General features: G+C 68.6%; 16 protein-coding genes. 8 read left to right on the top strand and 8 right to left on the bottom strand.

The window, feature by feature from the left end; translation table 11 throughout:
* Positions 1-34: 34 nt before the first annotated feature.
* Entirely contained in the window at positions 35-796 is a 762-nt protein-coding gene (locus tag ACIOTO_RS15620) for a YebC/PmpR family DNA-binding transcriptional regulator (RefSeq protein ID WP_029263315.1), read from the bottom strand.
* Between the two features lie 108 nt (positions 797-904).
* Positions 905-1,507, bottom strand: a complete 603-nt coding sequence (locus ACIOTO_RS15615) for a hypothetical protein (protein ID WP_105709977.1) — start codon at positions 1,505-1,507, stop codon at positions 905-907.
* A gap of 68 nt (positions 1,508-1,575) precedes the next feature.
* On the opposite strand from ACIOTO_RS15615, the gene ACIOTO_RS15610 reads away from it, so the two are divergent.
* Positions 1,576-2,970, top strand: a complete 1,395-nt coding sequence (locus tag ACIOTO_RS15610; protein WP_400858519.1) for a pyridoxal phosphate-dependent decarboxylase family protein — start codon at positions 1,576-1,578, stop codon at positions 2,968-2,970.
* A gap of 93 nt (positions 2,971-3,063) precedes the next feature.
* Positions 3,064-4,011, top strand: coding sequence for an aminoglycoside phosphotransferase family protein (locus ACIOTO_RS15605; RefSeq protein WP_400858518.1), 948 nt, complete (start codon positions 3,064-3,066; stop codon positions 4,009-4,011).
* Here ACIOTO_RS15605 and ACIOTO_RS15600 read toward each other — a convergent pair.
* Positions 3,987-4,649: a response regulator transcription factor gene (locus tag ACIOTO_RS15600; RefSeq protein WP_105709979.1), complete on the bottom strand. Its 663-nt coding sequence runs from the start codon at positions 4,647-4,649 to the stop codon at positions 3,987-3,989. The genes ACIOTO_RS15605 and ACIOTO_RS15600 overlap by 25 nt on opposite strands.
* Complete coding sequence (locus tag ACIOTO_RS15595) at positions 4,630-5,913, bottom strand: histidine kinase (RefSeq protein ID WP_400858517.1); 1,284 nt, start codon at positions 5,911-5,913, stop codon at positions 4,630-4,632. Before ACIOTO_RS15595 ends, ACIOTO_RS15600 begins: the two co-directional genes overlap by 20 nt.
* A gap of 123 nt (positions 5,914-6,036) precedes the next feature.
* Here ACIOTO_RS15595 and ACIOTO_RS15590 point away from each other — a divergent pair, with 123 nt between their 5' ends.
* From ACIOTO_RS15590 to ACIOTO_RS15575, 4 genes are all read left to right on the top strand, one after another.
* Positions 6,037-6,777: an ABC transporter ATP-binding protein gene (locus tag ACIOTO_RS15590; RefSeq protein ID WP_219860756.1), complete on the top strand. Its 741-nt coding sequence runs from the start codon at positions 6,037-6,039 to the stop codon at positions 6,775-6,777.
* Positions 6,774-8,117 (top strand): FtsX-like permease family protein, encoded by a 1,344-nt coding sequence (locus ACIOTO_RS15585; protein ID WP_400858516.1) that lies wholly within the window; start codon positions 6,774-6,776, stop codon positions 8,115-8,117. Before ACIOTO_RS15590 ends, ACIOTO_RS15585 begins: the two co-directional genes overlap by 4 nt.
* A 301-nt stretch (positions 8,118-8,418) precedes the next feature.
* Positions 8,419-9,789, top strand: coding sequence for a reverse transcriptase family protein (locus ACIOTO_RS15580; protein ID WP_400858515.1), 1,371 nt, complete (start codon positions 8,419-8,421; stop codon positions 9,787-9,789).
* A 74-nt stretch (positions 9,790-9,863) separates the two neighbouring features.
* Positions 9,864-10,544: an alpha/beta fold hydrolase gene (locus ACIOTO_RS15575; RefSeq protein ID WP_400858514.1), complete on the top strand. Its 681-nt coding sequence runs from the start codon at positions 9,864-9,866 to the stop codon at positions 10,542-10,544.
* Here ACIOTO_RS15575 and pdxT read toward each other — a convergent pair.
* Together pdxT and pdxS are read right to left on the bottom strand one after the other, a co-directional pair.
* Positions 10,541-11,152 (bottom strand): pyridoxal 5'-phosphate synthase glutaminase subunit PdxT, encoded by a 612-nt coding sequence (gene pdxT, locus ACIOTO_RS15570; RefSeq protein ID WP_105710348.1) that lies wholly within the window; start codon positions 11,150-11,152, stop codon positions 10,541-10,543. The two genes, ACIOTO_RS15575 and pdxT, sit on opposite strands and share 4 nt — an antisense overlap.
* Positions 11,142-12,035, bottom strand: coding sequence for a pyridoxal 5'-phosphate synthase lyase subunit PdxS (pdxS, locus tag ACIOTO_RS15565; RefSeq protein WP_400858513.1), 894 nt, complete (start codon positions 12,033-12,035; stop codon positions 11,142-11,144). The genes pdxT and pdxS overlap by 11 nt, the downstream gene beginning before the upstream one ends.
* Positions 12,036-12,125: 90 nt before the next feature.
* Between pdxS and ACIOTO_RS15560 the strand changes: the two genes are divergently transcribed.
* Positions 12,126-13,433: an aminotransferase class I/II-fold pyridoxal phosphate-dependent enzyme gene (locus tag ACIOTO_RS15560; RefSeq protein WP_262000978.1), complete on the top strand. Its 1,308-nt coding sequence runs from the start codon at positions 12,126-12,128 to the stop codon at positions 13,431-13,433.
* 45 nt (positions 13,434-13,478) lie between these two features.
* Positions 13,479-14,330, top strand: a complete 852-nt coding sequence (pdxY, locus tag ACIOTO_RS15555) for a pyridoxal kinase PdxY (protein ID WP_029263306.1) — start codon at positions 13,479-13,481, stop codon at positions 14,328-14,330.
* Position 14,331: 1 nt separating this feature from the next.
* On the opposite strand, the gene ACIOTO_RS15550 is transcribed toward pdxY, so the two are convergent.
* Both ACIOTO_RS15550 and thrS read right to left on the bottom strand, forming a co-directional pair.
* A complete protein-coding gene (locus ACIOTO_RS15550; RefSeq protein WP_400858512.1) occupies positions 14,332-14,895 on the bottom strand; it encodes an HIT family protein in 564 nt (187 codons plus the stop codon).
* Positions 14,892-16,817 (bottom strand): threonine--tRNA ligase, encoded by a 1,926-nt coding sequence (gene thrS, locus ACIOTO_RS15545; RefSeq protein WP_400858599.1) that lies wholly within the window; start codon positions 16,815-16,817, stop codon positions 14,892-14,894. Before thrS ends, ACIOTO_RS15550 begins: the two co-directional genes overlap by 4 nt.
* Positions 16,818-16,891: the final 74 nt, after the last annotated feature.

Below are 16,891 nucleotides of genomic sequence, written 5' to 3'. Positions count from 1 at the left end.
AGGCGCGCGAGGAGACACCGGCCGTCCGGCGCGCCTACGCGTCGTCGTTCTCGAGCTCGGCCTGCACCTCGGCCGACAGGTCGAAGTTGGTGAACACGTTCTGCACGTCTTCGCTGTCTTCGAGAGCATCGATCAGGCGGAAGACCTTCCGAGCGGTGTCGGCGTCGATCTCGACCTTGAGGTTCGGGACGAACTCGACGTCCGCCGACTCGTAGTCGATCCCGGCTTCCTGCAGCGCGCTGCGCACGGCCACCAGGTCGGTCGCCTCGGTGATGACCTCGAAGCCCTCGGCATGCGGCTCGATCTCCTCGGCTCCCGCCTCGAGCGCCGCCATCATGACGTCGTCCTCGGTGGTTCCCTCGGAGCCGACGACGATGACGCCCTTGCGGCTGAAGTTGTAGGCGACGCTGCCGGGGTCGGCCAGAGTCCCACCGTTGCGACTGAGGGCCGTGCGGACTTCAGCGGCTGCGCGGTTCTTGTTGTCGGTCAGACACTCGATCATGAGGGCGACGCCGTTGGGTCCGTAGCCCTCGTACATGATCGAGAGATACTCGACGGCTTCGCCACCGATGCCCGCACCGCGCTTCACCGCGCGGTCGATGTTGTCCTTGGGGACGGACGTCTTCTTGGCCTTCTGAACGGCGTCGAAGAGCGTCGGGTTGCCCGCCAGGTCGGGTCCGCCGAGCTTCGCGGCGACCTCGATGTTCTTGATGAGCTTGGCCCAGGACTTCGCGCGCCTGGAGTCGATGATGGCCTTCTTGTGCTTCGTGGTCGCCCACTTGGAATGCCCGGACATAAGTCTCCGCTCGTCGTATCCGCCCCGGAACGTGCCCAGGGCGTCGTCCATTCTATCGAAAAGCCGCGGTCGACCGAGCGGCGTCCACCGCGGCCGTCCGCGCAGCCCTCATTCGCGCGGGTCGCGGCCCTGCAGGGTCACCGGGGCCGCACCGATCTGCAGCAACATGCGCGATTCATCGCCGCGCGCGACGCGCACATGTTCGGTGATGTACCCCGCGACCTCGTCGCTCGGCTCACCCTCGGCACAGGTTCCGACCGCGGTGTTCGCCTGCCGGACGAGCGCCATCATCATGGGGACGCGCTGGAGGAGGCGATCGGCTTCCTCCGGCTTGCCGACCGCTTCGGCGATCGCCCGCTCGCCCTTCGTCTGGTAGTCGCAGGCGAGCACGTGGGCTGCTCCGAACGCGGCCTGATCCCGCAACGGGGCGGTGGGATCGTGCAGGGCGTAGTAGCGGGCGACCTCGTCACGGAGCCACGGCACCAGCGGCAGGAGAGACTCCTGCGTCGCCTGATCGAGTTCTCCGCCCTGCAGCACCGGCTCCATCGCCGCTACGACCGCGTCCATCCATCCGCGCAGCGCAGTGGTGCGCGCCTCGTCTTCGGCGGCCCCGTTGATCATCGCCGACGCGCGATCGTAGACATGCAGTCGCTGCAGATTCATGTAGAGGTTGTTCAGGCCGATGAGTTGCCATTCCCGTGCGCCGATCATGCGCTCAACCCTACCGAGGCGTCGCGCGACCTCTGGCGCGAGAAGACACCCGGGTGTAGGCCTGAGGCATGAACGAGATGGCTCCTGACGACAGGTCGCGCGCACTGGATACCGCGCATCACGCCGCCCTCCGCTTCCTCGACTCGGTCGCCGAGCGACCGGTGTGGCCACGGGCTTCACTCGACGACATGCTGACGGCCTTCGGCGGCCCGCTCCCGGAACACGGCATGGATCCCGCGACTGTGGTCGAGGAGATGGCCGTGCTCGCCGATCCCGGCCTCGTCGCGATCCCCGGCGGCCGGTTCTTCGGCTTCGTGATCGGTGGCACCCATCCGGCCGCCCTCGCCGCCGACTGGCTCGTCTCGGCGTGGGATCAGAACTCGGGCTCGTCGACCCTCACACCCGCCACGGTCGCGATGGAACGCGTCGCCGGGCAGTGGATGCTCGACCTCTTCGGCCTCCCCGCGACCGCCAGCGTCGGTTTCGTCACGGGCGGGCAGCTCGCCAACTTCACCTGCCTCGCCACCGCTCGACATGCGGTGCTGGCGCGCGCAGGGTGGGACATCGCCGAGCAGGGATTCCACGGTTCTCCCCCGCTGCGGTTCGTCGTCGGCGCGGACCGGCACGGGTCCATCGACCGCGCCGCACGCTTCCTGGGGATCGGGCGGGCGGAACTGACGGTCGTCCCGTCCGACGATCAAGGGCGTATGAGCCGGGATGCGCTCGAGCAGGCTCTCGCCGGCGGCGACGGCCCCCTCATCGTGTGTCTGCAGGCGGGAGAGGTGCACACCGGCGCCTTCGACGACTTCGCCGCGCTGATCCCCATCGCGCGGCGTCACGGCGCCTGGGTGCACATCGACGGCGCGTTCGGGCTGTGGGCGGCGGCGTCTGCCGGGTTGAGCCACCTCACCGCGGGGATGGCGGATGCCGACTCCTGGGCGACGGACGCCCACAAGACTCTGAACGCGCCCTACGACTGCGGCATGGCGATCGTGCGCGACCCGGCGGACTCCATCGCGGCGTTCCGCACCGGAGGCGACTATCTGATCTATTCGGGGCTCGACCCGTGGGATGTGACGCCCGAGCTCTCGCGACGCGCCCGCGGGGTTCCCGCGTGGGCCGCGCTGCGCAGTCTCGGACGCTCGGGCATCGCCGAGCTGATGGACCGTCTGCACGCGAACGCCGTCGCGATGGCTGCGGGGCTCCGATCCGTGGAGACAGTGGAAGTCATCAACGACGTCGTCTATACCCAGGTCATGTTCCACCTCGGCTCCGACCGGGCGACGCGCGCGCTCGGCGCGGCGATCCTCACCGAGGGGACGGCGGCCATGACGGGTGCCGAGTGGGGCGGCCGTGCGGCCCTGCGGTGCTCGATGTCGTCGTGGGCGACCACCCCGGAGGATGTCGACCGCACCGTCGAGGCCATCCGCGGCCTGGTCGCCGCGGGTTCACGCGCCGAATGATCGAGATCGTTGGCCCTTCCGCCGGCTGCTGCTAGCGTCGAGGAACCCGTGCCCCGGGGATGCCGCGACGCTGCGAGCGAAGGGAACGACACGATGAGCGCAGGCGCCGATCGCCTTCGACCGGAGTGGACCGCACTCCCCCTGGTGCTGCGCGCGCGCATCGTCGACGTGATCGGAGGACGATTCGTCCGCGATGAACCGGCCCAGAGCGGATTCAGCGCGTCCTACGCGGGTGTGGTCACCACCACGAAGGGAAAGGCCTTCGTGAAGGCCTGCGCGCGGGACTGGCATCCTGATTCCCTGCACTTCCTCCGTACCGAGATGCAGGTGCTCGCGACGCTGCCACCGACGGTCGCCCCGGCAGTGCTGGGCGAGGTCGACGAGACTGCCGGTTCCGCGCTCGTGCTCGAAGCGATCGACGGACACCATCCCGGCAGCCCCTGGTCGGCGGATGATCTGCATTCGATCGCTGCGACCCTCCGCATCGTGGCCTCGACGAAAGCGCCGCTCGATCTGCCTGACGCGGCCGACAGCATGTCCGACTTCACCCGATGGGAGGTTATCTCCCTCGATGAGCGTCTGCTCGCAGGTCTCCCGGCCATGGTGCGTGGGCGGATGACCGACCTGCTGCGCATCGAACAGGGCTTCCGTGCTGCGGTCGGCGGAGACGTCATCGCCCACGACGACGTGCGGGCCGACAACATCCTCATCAGTGATGGGCACGCACGATTCGTAGACTGGCCGCACGCCCGCCGCGGAGCCCCCTGGATCGATCTCCCCTGTCTGCTGCCGAGCGTCGAGGCATCGGGCGGTCCCGCGTGCGAAGAGACATGGCCGCTGTTCGAAGAGCACGGAGCCCCGCCCGTTCACGACATGCTGCCGGTCATCTCGGGCTTCGCGTCTTACCTCTGGTTCGCACAGGCGCAACCGGAGATACCGCAGCTTCCCGGACTCCGCGCATTCCAGCGGGCGCAAGCCGGACCCGCGCTGCGGTGGCTCGCCGCCCTGCTGCAGGTTCAGGATCGCGCGGCGTCGAGGTAGGTCAGCACCGCTCGCACTCGGCGGTTCTCCTCGACAGGTCCGAGGCCGAGCTTGGTGAAGATGTTGCCGATGTGCTTGCTCACGGCCGCGTCCGTCAGCGTGAGTGAGTCGGCGATGTCGGAGTTCGACTGTCCGTCTGCCATCAGGCCGAGCACCTCACGCTCGCGACCGGTGAGCGCGTCGAGCGGTCCCTGGCGCGAGCTGCTCAGGAGGTGCTGGACCACGTCCGGGTCGATGACGGTGCCACCCGCTGCGACCGTGTCGAGTGCGACCGCGAAGTCGCGGACACGGCTCACCCGATCTTTCAGCAGATAGCCGATGCCGCCACCCGGAAGCGTGAGCAGTTCCCGCGCGTACGTGTCCGCGATGTACTGGGAGAGCACCATGACCGGTTGCGCCGGGTGCAGGGCGCGGATGTCGAGCGCGGCGCGGAGCCCATCGTCCGTGTCGTCCGGCGGCATGCGCACGTCGGTCACGACGAGGTCGGGCGCATCGCCGGCCGCGGCCAAGCGCTCGAACGCCTCCCGTAGCTCGGGCGCCGACTGCGCGGTCGTGACGACGACGTGGCCGAGCCGTTCGAGCAGAGCCGTGAGCGCCTCACGCAGCAGAGCGGAGTCTTCAGCGAGCAGCAGACGCATCCGGCACCGCCCATTCCCTATGCAGCGGCATCGTCATGTGGAGCGTCGTCGGCCCGCCGTCCGGGCTGTCGATCGTGAACCGACCACCGAGGGTGGCGGCGCGTTCGGTGAGTCCTCGCAGGCCCGTTCCGCCATTCGCATCCGCTCCGCCCTGTCCGTCGTCGGTGGCGAGCACGTCGAGGACGTCGTGCCTCACCCCGGCACGCACGGTAAGCCTGGTCGCGACAGTGTGCTTGGCCGCGTTGCTGATCGCCTCCGTGACGAAATAGTATGCGGCTGTCTCCACGGGCGCTGGAAGCCTGCCCAGGTCCGAGATCTCGAGCCGGAGCGGGATCGGCGCCCGGTCGGCCAACTCGTCCAGGGCCGCTCGGAGACCGTGATCGGTGAGAACGGCAGGGTGGATGCCGCGCACGGTGTCCCGCAGCGTCGCCATCGCGTGCTCCGCTTGTCCCTGGGCGGCGTCGAGCGCACCGCGGACCAGGGCAGTGTCCGAACCCGTCGCGTCGAGGTCGTCGAGTTCGAGACTCACCATGCCGAGGCGCGCGGCGAGCGTCACGAGCTCTTGCTGGACGCCATCGTGCAGGTCGCGTTCGATGCGCCGCCGCTCCGCCTCGAAGGCTTCGACCAGCGCAGCGCGCGACTGCACGAGACGCTCCACGTTGCGCGTCATCTCGTGCAGTCGAGGACCGCAGAGCGAACGCAGCAATGTGGCCTGGCCTGCGGCGAGCACGGCGTTGGCGTAGGCGAACACGCACAGCGAGAGCGCGGCGATCGGGACGAGCAGCAACCAGGTATGAGGAGTCGCGACGATCCAGACGTCGCCGAAGAGGTTGAGCCGCGTGGGTCCACGCACGCCGGACACGGCGACGTAGACGAGGAGCACGAGCAGCAGGCCTTGGAAGAACAGCACGGCGAGCACGAGCCAGCCGACGACCAGATCGACCAGCAGCGCGACGGTCTCCCTCCAGGTCGCTCCCTCGTTCATCCGCACGGACAGCCAGATATGACGTTGGTCGCGCCGGAGGGGAACGTGACCGGACGGCTGAGCAGGAAAACCCAGGAGCCGGGTACGTCGCCGCTCGAGCGCGCCGATCACGATGCCCCACAGGGGCAGAAACAGCAACGTCAGGATGGCGATCGGCAGCAGCAGAAGACCGATCGCAACGCTCGCCGACAGGTAGCCGAGCGCGCGCCATGGCCACGCGCCGAACAAAAACCGCCAGGGTGCGCGCATCACCGCGTGCCACATGGTCGGCGCTCTCATGCCTCAACCCTACGGATCGCGGAGCCGGGCAGCGGGCGATCGAGCGAAGAGTAGAGCCAGCTCTACCGCGACTGTCCACTCCGGTCTCTCGCGCCGCCTCCCGGTGCGCGCTCGAATGGGGGCGTGATCGAACCATTGATTCGCGCCGCGAACCTCGAGAAGACATTCCCCGGAACCGGTCGGAAGGAGCCGCGCGTCCCCGTCCTGCGCGGGATATCCCTCGATGTGCATCCCGGCGAGATGGTGAGCATCGTCGGTCCGAGCGGTTCCGGCAAGTCGACCCTGCTCTACTGCCTCTCGGGTCTCGAGCCCTACGACACCGGGAGCGTCCACCTCGCAGGTCGAGAGCTCTCGTCCCTTCGGCGCGGCGCGCTCGCCGCCCTGCGTCGCCGTCACGTCGGATTCGTGTTCCAGTCCTTCAATCTCATCCCCTCGCTGACGGCGCGGGAGAACATCGCGCTTCCCGCCCGGCTTGCGCGGCAGAGCGTGCAGCGCGCGGACGTTGACCGTGCGCTCGCCGACGTCGGCCTGACGGACCGTGGCGGGCATCGCCCCGGACAGCTCTCGGGCGGCCAACAGCAGCGGATCGCCATCGCCCGCGTGCTCGCCCTGCGGCCGGACATCGTGTTCGCGGATGAACCCACCGGATCGCTCGACACGGCCACGGGCGCCGACGTGCTCCGCCTGCTTCGCGCATCTGCGGGCGATGGCAGATCCGTCGTCATGGTCACCCACGATCTCGAGGCCGCCGGGCTCGCCGATCGCGTCCTCGTGCTCCGCGACGGGAGCATTCATCGAGAACTGCGACGGCCCACTCCGGAACAGGTTCTCGAGGCGATCACTCTCGCCGGGGCTTCGGCATGATCGCCCTGATCGTCTCCGATCTGATCATGCGGTGGCGCGTCTGGTTCGGAGTGCTCACTGTGACCGTCACCTCCGGATTCGTCGGTGCGCACGCCGCCGGTCTGCTCGAGACGGGTGCCTTCCACGGTGGCGCCGTGCAGGAGGGGCTCGCCAGCACCAGCTCCGCTGTGATCATGTTCGCGGCCATCACAGCGCTCATCGTGCTCGGTTCCACGGCGAACCTCACGATCGCCCTGCAGCTGCGGGACTACGCGCTGTGGCAGCTCGTCGGCGTCCGGCCCGCGCTGGTCGCCGTCGTCGTTCTCACCCAGCTCGGCGTCATCGGCATCATCGGCGCGTTCGTCGGCTGGCTCCTCGCGCTGCTGATGTTCCCGTCCCTCTTCGTCTGGGTGTTCCGGGAGTGGCCCGAGATGCAGGGTGTGAGCCTCCACCTCGGTATCGGCAGCGGCCTCATCGTGATCGCCGCGGTTGCGCTCACCGTGGTTCTCGGAGGACTGCGCAGCGCGCGACGGGCAAGCCGGACCCCGGCCATCGAGGCGCTGCGTGATGCGGAACCCCCGCGGATCCGGATGGGATGGTTCCGCATCATCCTGACCGTGTCCGCGCTCGGAGGCACCACGGCGCTCGCGATGAACCTCGACGTCGACGCGTCGATGTCCGCTTTCTCGGGGCAGGCCATCCTGTTCACGCCGTTGATCGCGGCCGCCCTCGCAGCCGCGGGGCCGGTGGTGTTCCCTCTCGTCCTCCGCGGCTGGACTTCGCTACTGCCGACAATGGTCTCCGCGACGTGGTTCCTCGCCCGGAACTCCGCCCGTTACCGCCTGGCACGCTCGAGCGCGGCGATCGGTCCGCTCATGGTTGCGATCGCCCTCGCGGGCGGGCTCTACACGACCGGCGCCACGATGGCCGCAGCTGAAGCCGCGCGAAACGGCAGCGACGCGGGATTCGATCTCGCCCCCGAGGGAGTCGTGATCCTCCTCGGCGGGCCCCTCCTCCTCGCGGGCGTGGCGGCCGCGGCGACCGTATTCATGTCCGGTCATACCCGCGAGCGGGAATTCGCGCTCATCCAGGCCGTGGGCTCCACGCGCGTTGCGATCGTGCTCACCGCGATCTGGGAAGCTGTGGCCTATGCGGTCACTGCGGCCATGTTGGGGGTGGCCGCCACTGCGGTCGGAGGCCTCGTCATCGCCGGAAAGCTCTCGCTGCCCGGCCCCGTCATCGCGTTCCCGACGATCGGGCTGATCGCCGGCGGTGGACTCGCCCTGCTCCTGGCCGCCACGGTGCTGCCGACGGTCACCGCGCTCGGCACCGAGATTCCCCGCTCCCTCGCCGTGGAGTAGACACAGTCGCGATCCGGGCGCGGCCGCAGGGGCTGACGCGCTCGCATACTCGCGAAGGGCCGCGACGCCATCCGGACGTTGGTGTTCCTTGCTATCGTGGCCGCGTGCGATGGCTTGCGGACGAGGCGAGTGGTTCACGACGTGTTCCGCTCTCTCCGGGGTCACCCCGGGGTACGCAGTCTGACCTGGAACGAACGCCGCAGGCGCCTTACTGCGCTTCGCGCAGACCGGTGCCCGCACTGATGGACGAGTCGTACGCAGGCCATTGCACGCCCGGCCCCCGCTCCGCGGCTGCCCGCTGATGGCGCCCTCCACCGCATCACGCGTGCTGGGGCGCACGCCGCGACCGTTGCCGTCGTTGGTGGCCGCCTCTCTGGCCGATGCTTTCCTCGCCTCAGAGGTCTGGGCGAAGGAGCAGCTCGTCGAGGCCGGCGCGTACGTCATGGGAGCGCGTCGCCGTTGGCTCTCTCCGCTCGTCGGCGACGTGTTGACTTCCTTCGTCCGCCCGCCTGTCGATGCCCCGCGACTGCTGACGTCGGTGATCCTCCGTTCGCCCGATTTCGCCGAAGCGGTGCGCAAAGCCGACGAGCGCCGTTCGCCGCTGCGCATCCACCACCACGTAGTCGGTCCGTCGTCGTCGCAGCCGCCCTCGGGCGCTCTTCCCCGCATCGACAGCATCCCAGATCTCGCCACCATGCTCGATCTGGACGTCGGCCGGCTCCAGTGGTTCGCCGACACGAAACATTGGAATCGGCGCGCGCGCGCAGGGGCCTTGCACCACTACCGGTACGAGTGGCGCACACGGCACGGGCGGATCCCCAGGTTGCTAGAGATCCCGGAGCAACGGATGCGCCGTGTGCAGCGCAGTCTCCTGGAACAGGTGCTCGGCCTCATAGCCGTGAACGATGCCGCCCACGGTTTCATGCCCGGTCGCAGCGCGGCCACCGGGGCGGCGCTCCACACGGGGGCCGACATCGTCATATCCCTCGACCTCACCACGTTCTTCTCACGCGTGACGGGCGGTCGCATCTACGGAACACTTCGGCAGTCGGGACTGTCCGAACCCGTCGCGCACGTCGTGACCGGGCTGTGCACCAACGCCGTTCCTCCGCGCGTGCTTGCTGCCATGCCACCGGGCGGATCATCCGACGAGCGGTTCGCCCTGCGTCGGGCTCTGGCCACGAGTCATCTGCCGCAGGGCGCTCCCTCCTCGCCTATGCTTGCCAACCTCGCCATCCGGCGCCTCGACTCACGGCTGACGGGATGGGCGGATGCCGTCGACGCGACCTACACGCGATACGCCGATGACCTCGCGTTCAGCGGCGGTCCGAGACTCGCGAAGCGACCTGATGCCTTCATCCGCGGTGTGCAGCGGATCATCGAGGACGAGGGGCACGTGGCCAACCCGCACAAAACGAGGGTCCGACGCCAGGGCGTCAGGCAGAGCGTGACCGGAATCGTCGTCAACCAGCGAACGAATGTCTCACGAGACGACTATGACCGGCTCAAGGCGACGATCCACAACTGCGTCGTGCACGGTCCGCGCAGTCAGAATCACCGCCGACTCGACGATTTCCGCGCACATCTGCTCGGCCGCATCTCGTGGGTCGAGAGCCTGAACCCCCAGCGAGGCGCGAAACTCCGGGCGGAGTTTCTGCGTATCCGTTGGTGACCGGTGCGACCAGGCACGAGTGGCCAAGTGACCCTACCGTCGGACGACCGGCACGGATGGCGCAGGATGGAGGCATGCGCAGATCACGACACATCACTCCTGCCGTTCGCACGTCGGACGTGCGCGACGACGCGCCGACCCCGGCAGACGTACTGCGGTATCTCGTCCACCTTCCGGATGACTACGACTCCGACCCGGGCAGGCTCTGGCCTCTGGTGCTGTTCCTGCACGGTGCGGGCGAACGAGGTTCCGACCTCGACCTCGCCGCGGTGCATGGCCCGCCGCGGCTGGCGGATGACGGGCACGAGTTCCCCTTCGTCCTCGTCACCCCGCAGTGCGGTGAGTCGAGTCAGTGGGTCGCGGAGCTCTCGACCTTGTCCGGGCTGGTCGACGAGGTCGTCTCGACGCACCGCGTCGATCCGGCCCGCATATCGGTGACCGGGCTCAGCATGGGCGGCTTCGGGACCTGGAGCCTGGCGGTGCGCTATCCCGATCGGTTCGCCGCGATCGCACCGATCTGCGGGGGGCTCTGGATGCAGAGTGCTGAGCCGATTCGTCACCTGCCCGTCTGGGCTTTCCACGGCGACGCCGACGATGTCGTGCCGATTTCCGCCACGGAGGAGATCACCACCGAACTTCGGACACTCGGCGCCGACGTGCGGTTCACGCGATACGCGGGCGTCGGCCACGACTCCTGGACCGAGACCTACGACAACCCCGAGCTGTACGACTGGCTGCTCTCCCACCGGCGCTAGCGCGCGTACGTCCCCGCACGGGTCCGGGCCTTGTCGAGGAAGCGCTCATGGAAGCGCGTCTCGCCATCGACCTCCGGGTGGAAGCTCGTGCCGAGCAGGCTGCCCTGCTCGACGGCGACCACCGTGCCGTCCGTGAGCGATGCCAAGACGTCGACACCGGGGCCCACACGCTCGACCACCGGGGCGCGGATGAACGTCGCGCGCACCGGAAGCTCCCCCAGAGCGGGGACGGCGAGTTGCGTCTCGAACGACTCCGTCTGGCGCCCGAAGGCATTGCGACGGACGTCGATGTCCATCCCGCCGAAGGACTCCTGGCCGTCGATCCCGTCGAGCACCGTGTCCGCCAGCAGAATGAGTCCGGCGCACGTGCCGTAGACGGGCAGTCCGGCACCGATCGCGGCGCGGATCGGCTCCTGCATCCCGAAGATGCGGGACAGCTTGTCGATCACGCTGGACTCGCCGCCGGGGATCACGAGGCCGTCGACGGACGAGAGCTCTTCCGGTCGGCGCACCAGCACGACATCGGCGCCCAGGTGCGCGAGCAGAGCGGCGTGCTCGCGCACGTCGCCCTGCAGCGCGAGGACTCCGACGCGGGTGTTACCAGCCACGCTCGGCGAGACGGTGCGGCGCGGGGAGGTCGCTGACGTTGATGCCCACCATCGCCTCGCCGAGCCCGCGCGAGACCTCGGCGATCACCTTGGCGTCATCGAAGAACGTGGTGGCCTTGACGATGGCCTTGGCGCGCTCGGCGGGGTTGCCCGACTTGAAGATGCCCGAGCCGACGAACACGCCGTCTGCTCCGAGCTGCATCATCATCGCGGCGTCTGCGGGGGTCGCAACCCCTCCGGCCACGAAGAGCACGACCGGGAGTTTGCCGGTCTCGGCGATCTCGGAGACCAGGTCGTAGGGCGCCTGCAGTTCCTTGGCGGCGACATACAGCTCGTCCTTGGGCAGCGCAGCGAGGGCCGCGATCTCCCCACGGATCTTGCGGATGTGCTTCATCGCCTCGGAGACGTCGCCGGTGCCGGCCTCGCCCTTGGAGCGGATCATCGCGGCGCCCTCGTTGATGCGGCGGAGCGCCTCTCCGAGGTTGGTCGCACCGCACACGAACGGCACGGTGAACTCGTACTTGTCGATGTGGTTCACGTAGTCGGCCGGGGAGAGCACCTCGGACTCGTCGATGTAGTCGACGCCGAGCTCCTGCAGCACCTGAGCCTCGACGAAGTGCCCGATGCGCGCCTTCGCCATCACCGGGATCGAGACCGCATCGATGATGCTGTCGATCATGTCGGGGTCGCTCATGCGCGAGACCCCGCCCTGTGCCCGGATGTCGGCCGGCACGCGCTCGAGCGCCATGACGGCCACGGCGCCCGCGTCTTCGGCGATCTTCGCCTGCTCAGCGGTGACGACGTCCATGATGACGCCGCCCTTGAGCATCTCGGCGAGGCCGCGCTTGACGCGCGAGGATCCGGTGGTTGTCTGCTCGGTCATGGGGAACTCCTGTCGGATGCACCGAAGTGGGTTTTGATCTAGATCAAACGTAGCACTGTCCGATTCGACCTAGAATCGCTGAGGAGGATCATGAGCGACCAGATCACAGGTACCACCGCTTCGGAGATCGCCGACAGCGTGCGTTCGCTGCGCGATCGCGGATCCCTGCAGCCCGGTAGCCTCCTCCCCCCGGTGCGCGAGCTGGCCGCGACCCTCGGCGTGAATCGCAACACCGCTGTGGCTGCGTACCGCCAGCTCGCTCAGGCCGGTCTCGTGGTCTCGCGCGGGCGTGCCGGCACCGTGGTCGCGGGCCACGAAACCGTGGCGCAGGAGGGTTACGCCCCCGACACTGTCCTCCGGGACATCGGCACCGGCAACCCGGACCCACGCCTCATCCCCGATCCGGCACCCGCACTGATGACCATCGCCTCGCGCCCCGTCCTCTACGGCGAGCCCGTGATCGATCGTGGTCTCGAGGATTGGGCACGGCGGTGGATCGCCGCCGACCTCGATGACGTCGACTTCCGCATCACCGTCACCAGCGGTGCCGTCGACGCCGTGGAGCGGCTGCTCGCGCAGGCACTGATGCGCGACGACGCCGTGGCGCTCGAGGACCCGTGCTTCCTGGCGAGCATCCACACCGTGCGACTCGGCGGGTACCGGGCCGTTCCGGTGCCGGTCGACGCCGAGGGCATGACCGTCGACGGGTTGCGTGCGGCATTGGACGCCGGAGTCCGCGCGATCATCTGCACCCCGCGCGCGCAGAACCCCACCGGAGCGAGCCTCACCGCGACGCGGGCCGCCGAACTGCGAGCGGTACTGGCCGACCACCCCTACGTGCTGATCATCGAGGACGACCATTTCTCGATGCTCTCGCAGCGCCGGTACGAGTCGCTCATCGGTCCCGACCACCGTCGGTTCGCGCTCGTGCGCTCCGTGTCGAAGTTCCTCGGACCCGACATGTGCCTCGCGATCGCGGCGACGGATGCCGAGACAGCGGAACGGCTCGCCATGCGTCTGAGTCCCGGAACCACCTGGGTGAGCCACCTGCTGCAGCGTCTCGCGTTGACGCAGCTCACCGACGACGCCGTGATGACCGAGGTCGCCGCAGCGGCTGCCCACTACGCGGAGCGGAATGCCGCCTTCGCGGAGCGCCTGCGCGCCGGAGGCATCGATGCGACCGCATCCGACGGCATGAGCCTGTGGGTCGAACTGCCGCAACCCGCGCGCCTCGTCGCCGATCGGCTGATGCGCCGAGGGTGGCTGGCCCGCACCGGCGACGACTTCGCGCTCGATGACCGCGCGGACCCATCCCACCATCTGCGCCTGACCGTGCACGACCTGTCCGATGACGAGGCCGAGACCCTCGTCGCCGACCTCGTCGCCGCCGGGCGATGACCATCCTCGCGGGCACCTGCCTGCCCTGAACGAAAGAGCCGGAGAATGAAGATCCTCTCCATCCAGTCAGCCGTCGCCTACGGGCACGTCGGCAACTCCGCCGCGGTGTTCCCCCTGCAGCGCATCGGCGTGGAGGTGCTGCCGGTCTACACCGTGAACTTCTCCAACCACACCGGATACGGCGCCTGGCGCGGACCGATGATCGCTCCGGACGACGTCCGCGAAGTCATCACCGGCATCGAGGAGCGTGGCGTCTTCGGCCAGATCGACGCGATCCTCAGCGGCTACCAGGGCGGCGAAGGCATCGGAGACGTGATCATCGACGCGGTCGCCCGTGTGAAGTCCGCGAACCCGAGCGCCGTCTACGCCTGCGACCCGGTCATGGGCAACGCCAAGTCGGGGTGCTTCGTGGCCCCGGCGATCCCGGTGCTGCTGCGAGAGCGCGTCGTCCCGGTCGCCGACATCATCACGCCGAACCAGTTCGAGCTCGGCTTCCTCACCGACACCGAGCCGGACACCCTCGAGTCCACCCTCGCCTCCGTCGACCTCGCCCACGCGATGGGTCCGAGCACCGTGCTGGTGACGAGCGTCGAGCGGCCCGACCGCGAAGAGGGCACCATCGAGATGCTCGCCGCCGACGCGCAGGGCGCCTGGCTGGTGCAGACCCCGCACCTGCCGATGAAGGCGAACGGCTCCGGGGATGTGACCGCGGCACTGTTCACGGCGCACTACGTCGAGACCGGCAGCGCGAAGATCGCTCTGGAGCGCACGGCATCCAGCGTCTACGACCTGTTGAAAGCCACGCTCGAATCCGGTGAGCGCGAGCTGCAGCTCGTCGAGGCGCAGGAGTTCTACGCGAACCCGCAGATGCAGTTCACCGCCCGTCAGGTGCGCTGAGCTACTCCGCAGCAGGCTCCGACGCCGGCCAGGCGTTCGCCACGGCCTCCCGCACCTCGCCGAGGAGCTGCGGAAGCGCCTTGGTCTTCGCGATGATCGGGAAGAAGTTGGCGTCCGATGTCCACCGCGGCACCACGTGCTGGTGCAGGTGGGCGTCGACGCCGGCGCCCGCCACCGCGCCCTGGTTCATGCCGATGTTGAAGCCGTCGCAGCGTGACACCTCGCGCAGCACACGCATGGCCGTCTGTGTGAGGGCACCGATCTCGGCGACCTCGGCGGGCGTCGCCTGGTCGTACGTGGCGATGTGGCGATACGGGCACACGAGCAGGTGCCCCGAGTTGTACGGGAACAGGTTCAGCAGCACGTAGGCCGTCTCGCCGCGCGCCACGACCAGCCGCTCCTCGTCGGGGAACTTCGGAGCCTCGCAGAACGGGCACTCCTCCCGCAGCGGCTCAGGGCCCGCCTGGATGTAGGCCATCCGGTGCGGGGTCCACAGCCGCTGGAACTCGTCCGGAACGCCGGCGAGGCGCCCGGCGTCTTCCAGCGGCCGCTCCCCCTCGGTCACGCCAGGTCCCCTGCCTTCAGCACGAGCGCGTGCGAGGCGATGGCGGCGCTGATCCGACGCACCGCATCCTCGACCGGGACACCGTTCTCCTGCGTGCCGTCGCGGAAGCGGAACGACACCGTGCCCGCGGCCCGATCCTGCTCCCCGACGATGAGGATGACGGGGACCTTCGCCGTCGTGTGGTTGCGGATCTTCTTCTGCATGCGGTCATCGGAGTGATCGACGTCGGCTCGGACGCCCGCATCGCGCAGCTGCGCGATGACGTCGTCCAGATAGTCTCCGTACTGCTCCGCGACCGGGACGCCGACAACCTGGCTGGGCGCGAGCCAGAGCGGGAAGTCGCCGGCGTAGTGCTCGAGGAGGATCGCGAAGAAGCGCTCGACCGAACCGAGGAGCGCGCGGTGGATCATGACCGGCCGGTGCTTCTGCCCGTCGGGTCCGGTGTACTCCAGCTCGAACCGGTCGGGCTGGTTGAAGTCGAGCTGGATGGTCGACATCTGCCAGGTGCGTCCGATCGCGTCGCGTGCCTGTACGGAGATCTTCGGACCGTAGAAGGCGGCGCCGCCGGGGTCGGCGACGAGTTCGAGTCCGGACTCGATCGCGACCTCACGCAACGTGTCGATCGCGGTGGTCCACTGCTCCGGCTCGCCGAGGAACTTGGGGTTCCCCACCTCGTTCGTCGACAGTTCGAGGTAGAAGTCGTTGAGGCCGTAGTCGCGGAGCAGGTCCAGGACGAGGTTCAGGTTCGTCGTGAGCTCGTCCTTGACCTGGTCCTGAGCGACGTAGATGTGGGCGTCGTCCTGTGTCAGGCCGCGCACGCGGGTCAGACCCGACAGCGTCCCACTCTTCTCGTAGCGGTAGACCGTCCCGAACTCGGCCAGACGCAGCGGCAGCTCGCGGTAGGAACGCCCGCGCGAACGGAAGATGAGGTTGTGGAACGGGCAGTTCATCGGCTTCAGGTAGTAGTCCTGCCCTTGACGGGTGACGTTGCCCTCCTCATCGACGACCTCGTCGAGATGCATCGGGGGGAACATGCCGTCCGCATAGGTCTGCAGGTGACCCGACGTCATGAAGAGGTCCTTCTTCGTGATGTGCGGGCTGTTCACGAGGTCGTATCCGTTGCGCAGCAGGTGCTTACGCAGGTTCTCCTCGATCTCGTAGCGGATGATGCCGCCCTTGGGGTGGAACACCGCGAGTCCGGAGCCGATCTCGTCCGGGAAGGAGAACAGGTCCATCTCGGCACCGAGCTTGCGGTGATCGCGGCGCTCCGCCTCGGCGATGCGCTCCTGGTAGGCACGCAGCTCGTCCTTGGTCGGCCACGCCGTGCCGTAGATGCGCTGCAGCTGCGGGTTCTTCTCGCTGCCGCGCCAGTAGGCGGCGGCGATGCGGGTGAGGTCCCAGCCGTTGCCGATCATGCGCGTGTTGGGCAGGTGCGGCCCGCGGCAGAGGTCCTTCCAGACGACCTCGCCATCGCGGGTGGTGTTGTCGTAGATCGTCAGCTCACCCTCGCCGACCTCGACGGAGGCCCCCTCGGCGGCTTCCTTCCCGCCTTTGAGCCCGATGAGCTCGAGCTTGAACGGCTCGTCCGCGAGCTCGGCGCGCGCCTCGTCGTCGGTCACGACACGGCGGACGAAGCGCTGGCCCTCGCGGACGATGCGCTGCATCTCCTTCGTGATGGCCTTGATGTCGTCAGGCGTGAACGGGGTCTCCACGCCGAAGTCGTAATAGAACCCGTCGGTGATGGGCGGGCCGATGCCGAGGTTCGCCTGCGGGTTGATGCGCTGCACCGCCTGCGCCAGCACGTGGGCAGCCGAGTGGCGGAGGATGTTCAGCCCATCCGCACTGTCGATCGTGACCGGCTCGACCTCGTCGGTGTCGGTCACGGTCGTGGCGAGGTCCTTGAGATCGCCGTTGACGCGCATCGCGACGACGTTTCGGTCAGTGAACAGGGCGAAGCCATCGTGCGGCCGGGCGTTTTCAGGCACAGAAACTCTCC

The sequence above is a fragment of the Microbacterium sp. NPDC087592 genome (genome assembly GCF_044743585.1).
Classification (GTDB): Bacteria; Actinomycetota; Actinomycetes; order Actinomycetales; family Microbacteriaceae; genus Microbacterium.
This window is presented reverse-complemented; position numbering and strand designations above follow the sequence as displayed.

What these genes read in the sequence shown, in the direction of transcription:
- ACIOTO_RS15620 (WP_029263315.1), bottom strand. Translation starts at nt 796, where the DNA reads ATGTCCGGGCATTCCAAGTGGGCGACCACGAAGCACAAGAAGGCCATC.
- ACIOTO_RS15615 (WP_105709977.1), bottom strand. Translation starts at nt 1,507, where the DNA reads ATGATCGGCGCACGGGAATGGCAACTCATCGGCCTGAACAACCTCTAC.
- ACIOTO_RS15610 (WP_400858519.1), top strand. Translation starts at nt 1,576, where the DNA reads ATGAACGAGATGGCTCCTGACGACAGGTCGCGCGCACTGGATACCGCG.
- ACIOTO_RS15605 (WP_400858518.1), top strand. Translation starts at nt 3,064, where the DNA reads ATGAGCGCAGGCGCCGATCGCCTTCGACCGGAGTGGACCGCACTCCCC.
- ACIOTO_RS15600 (WP_105709979.1), bottom strand. Translation starts at nt 4,649, where the DNA reads ATGCGTCTGCTGCTCGCTGAAGACTCCGCTCTGCTGCGTGAGGCGCTC.
- ACIOTO_RS15595 (WP_400858517.1), bottom strand. Translation starts at nt 5,913, where the DNA reads ATGAGAGCGCCGACCATGTGGCACGCGGTGATGCGCGCACCCTGGCGG.
- ACIOTO_RS15585 (WP_400858516.1), top strand. Translation starts at nt 6,774, where the DNA reads ATGATCGCCCTGATCGTCTCCGATCTGATCATGCGGTGGCGCGTCTGG.
- ACIOTO_RS15580 (WP_400858515.1), top strand. Translation starts at nt 8,419, where the DNA reads ATGGCGCCCTCCACCGCATCACGCGTGCTGGGGCGCACGCCGCGACCG.
- ACIOTO_RS15575 (WP_400858514.1), top strand. Translation starts at nt 9,864, where the DNA reads ATGCGCAGATCACGACACATCACTCCTGCCGTTCGCACGTCGGACGTG.
- pdxS (WP_400858513.1), bottom strand. Translation starts at nt 12,035, where the DNA reads ATGACCGAGCAGACAACCACCGGATCCTCGCGCGTCAAGCGCGGCCTC.
- ACIOTO_RS15560 (WP_262000978.1), top strand. Translation starts at nt 12,126, where the DNA reads ATGAGCGACCAGATCACAGGTACCACCGCTTCGGAGATCGCCGACAGC.
- pdxY (WP_029263306.1), top strand. Translation starts at nt 13,479, where the DNA reads ATGAAGATCCTCTCCATCCAGTCAGCCGTCGCCTACGGGCACGTCGGC.
- thrS (WP_400858599.1), bottom strand. Translation starts at nt 16,817, where the DNA reads ATGCGCGTCAACGGCGATCTCAAGGACCTCGCCACGACCGTGACCGAC.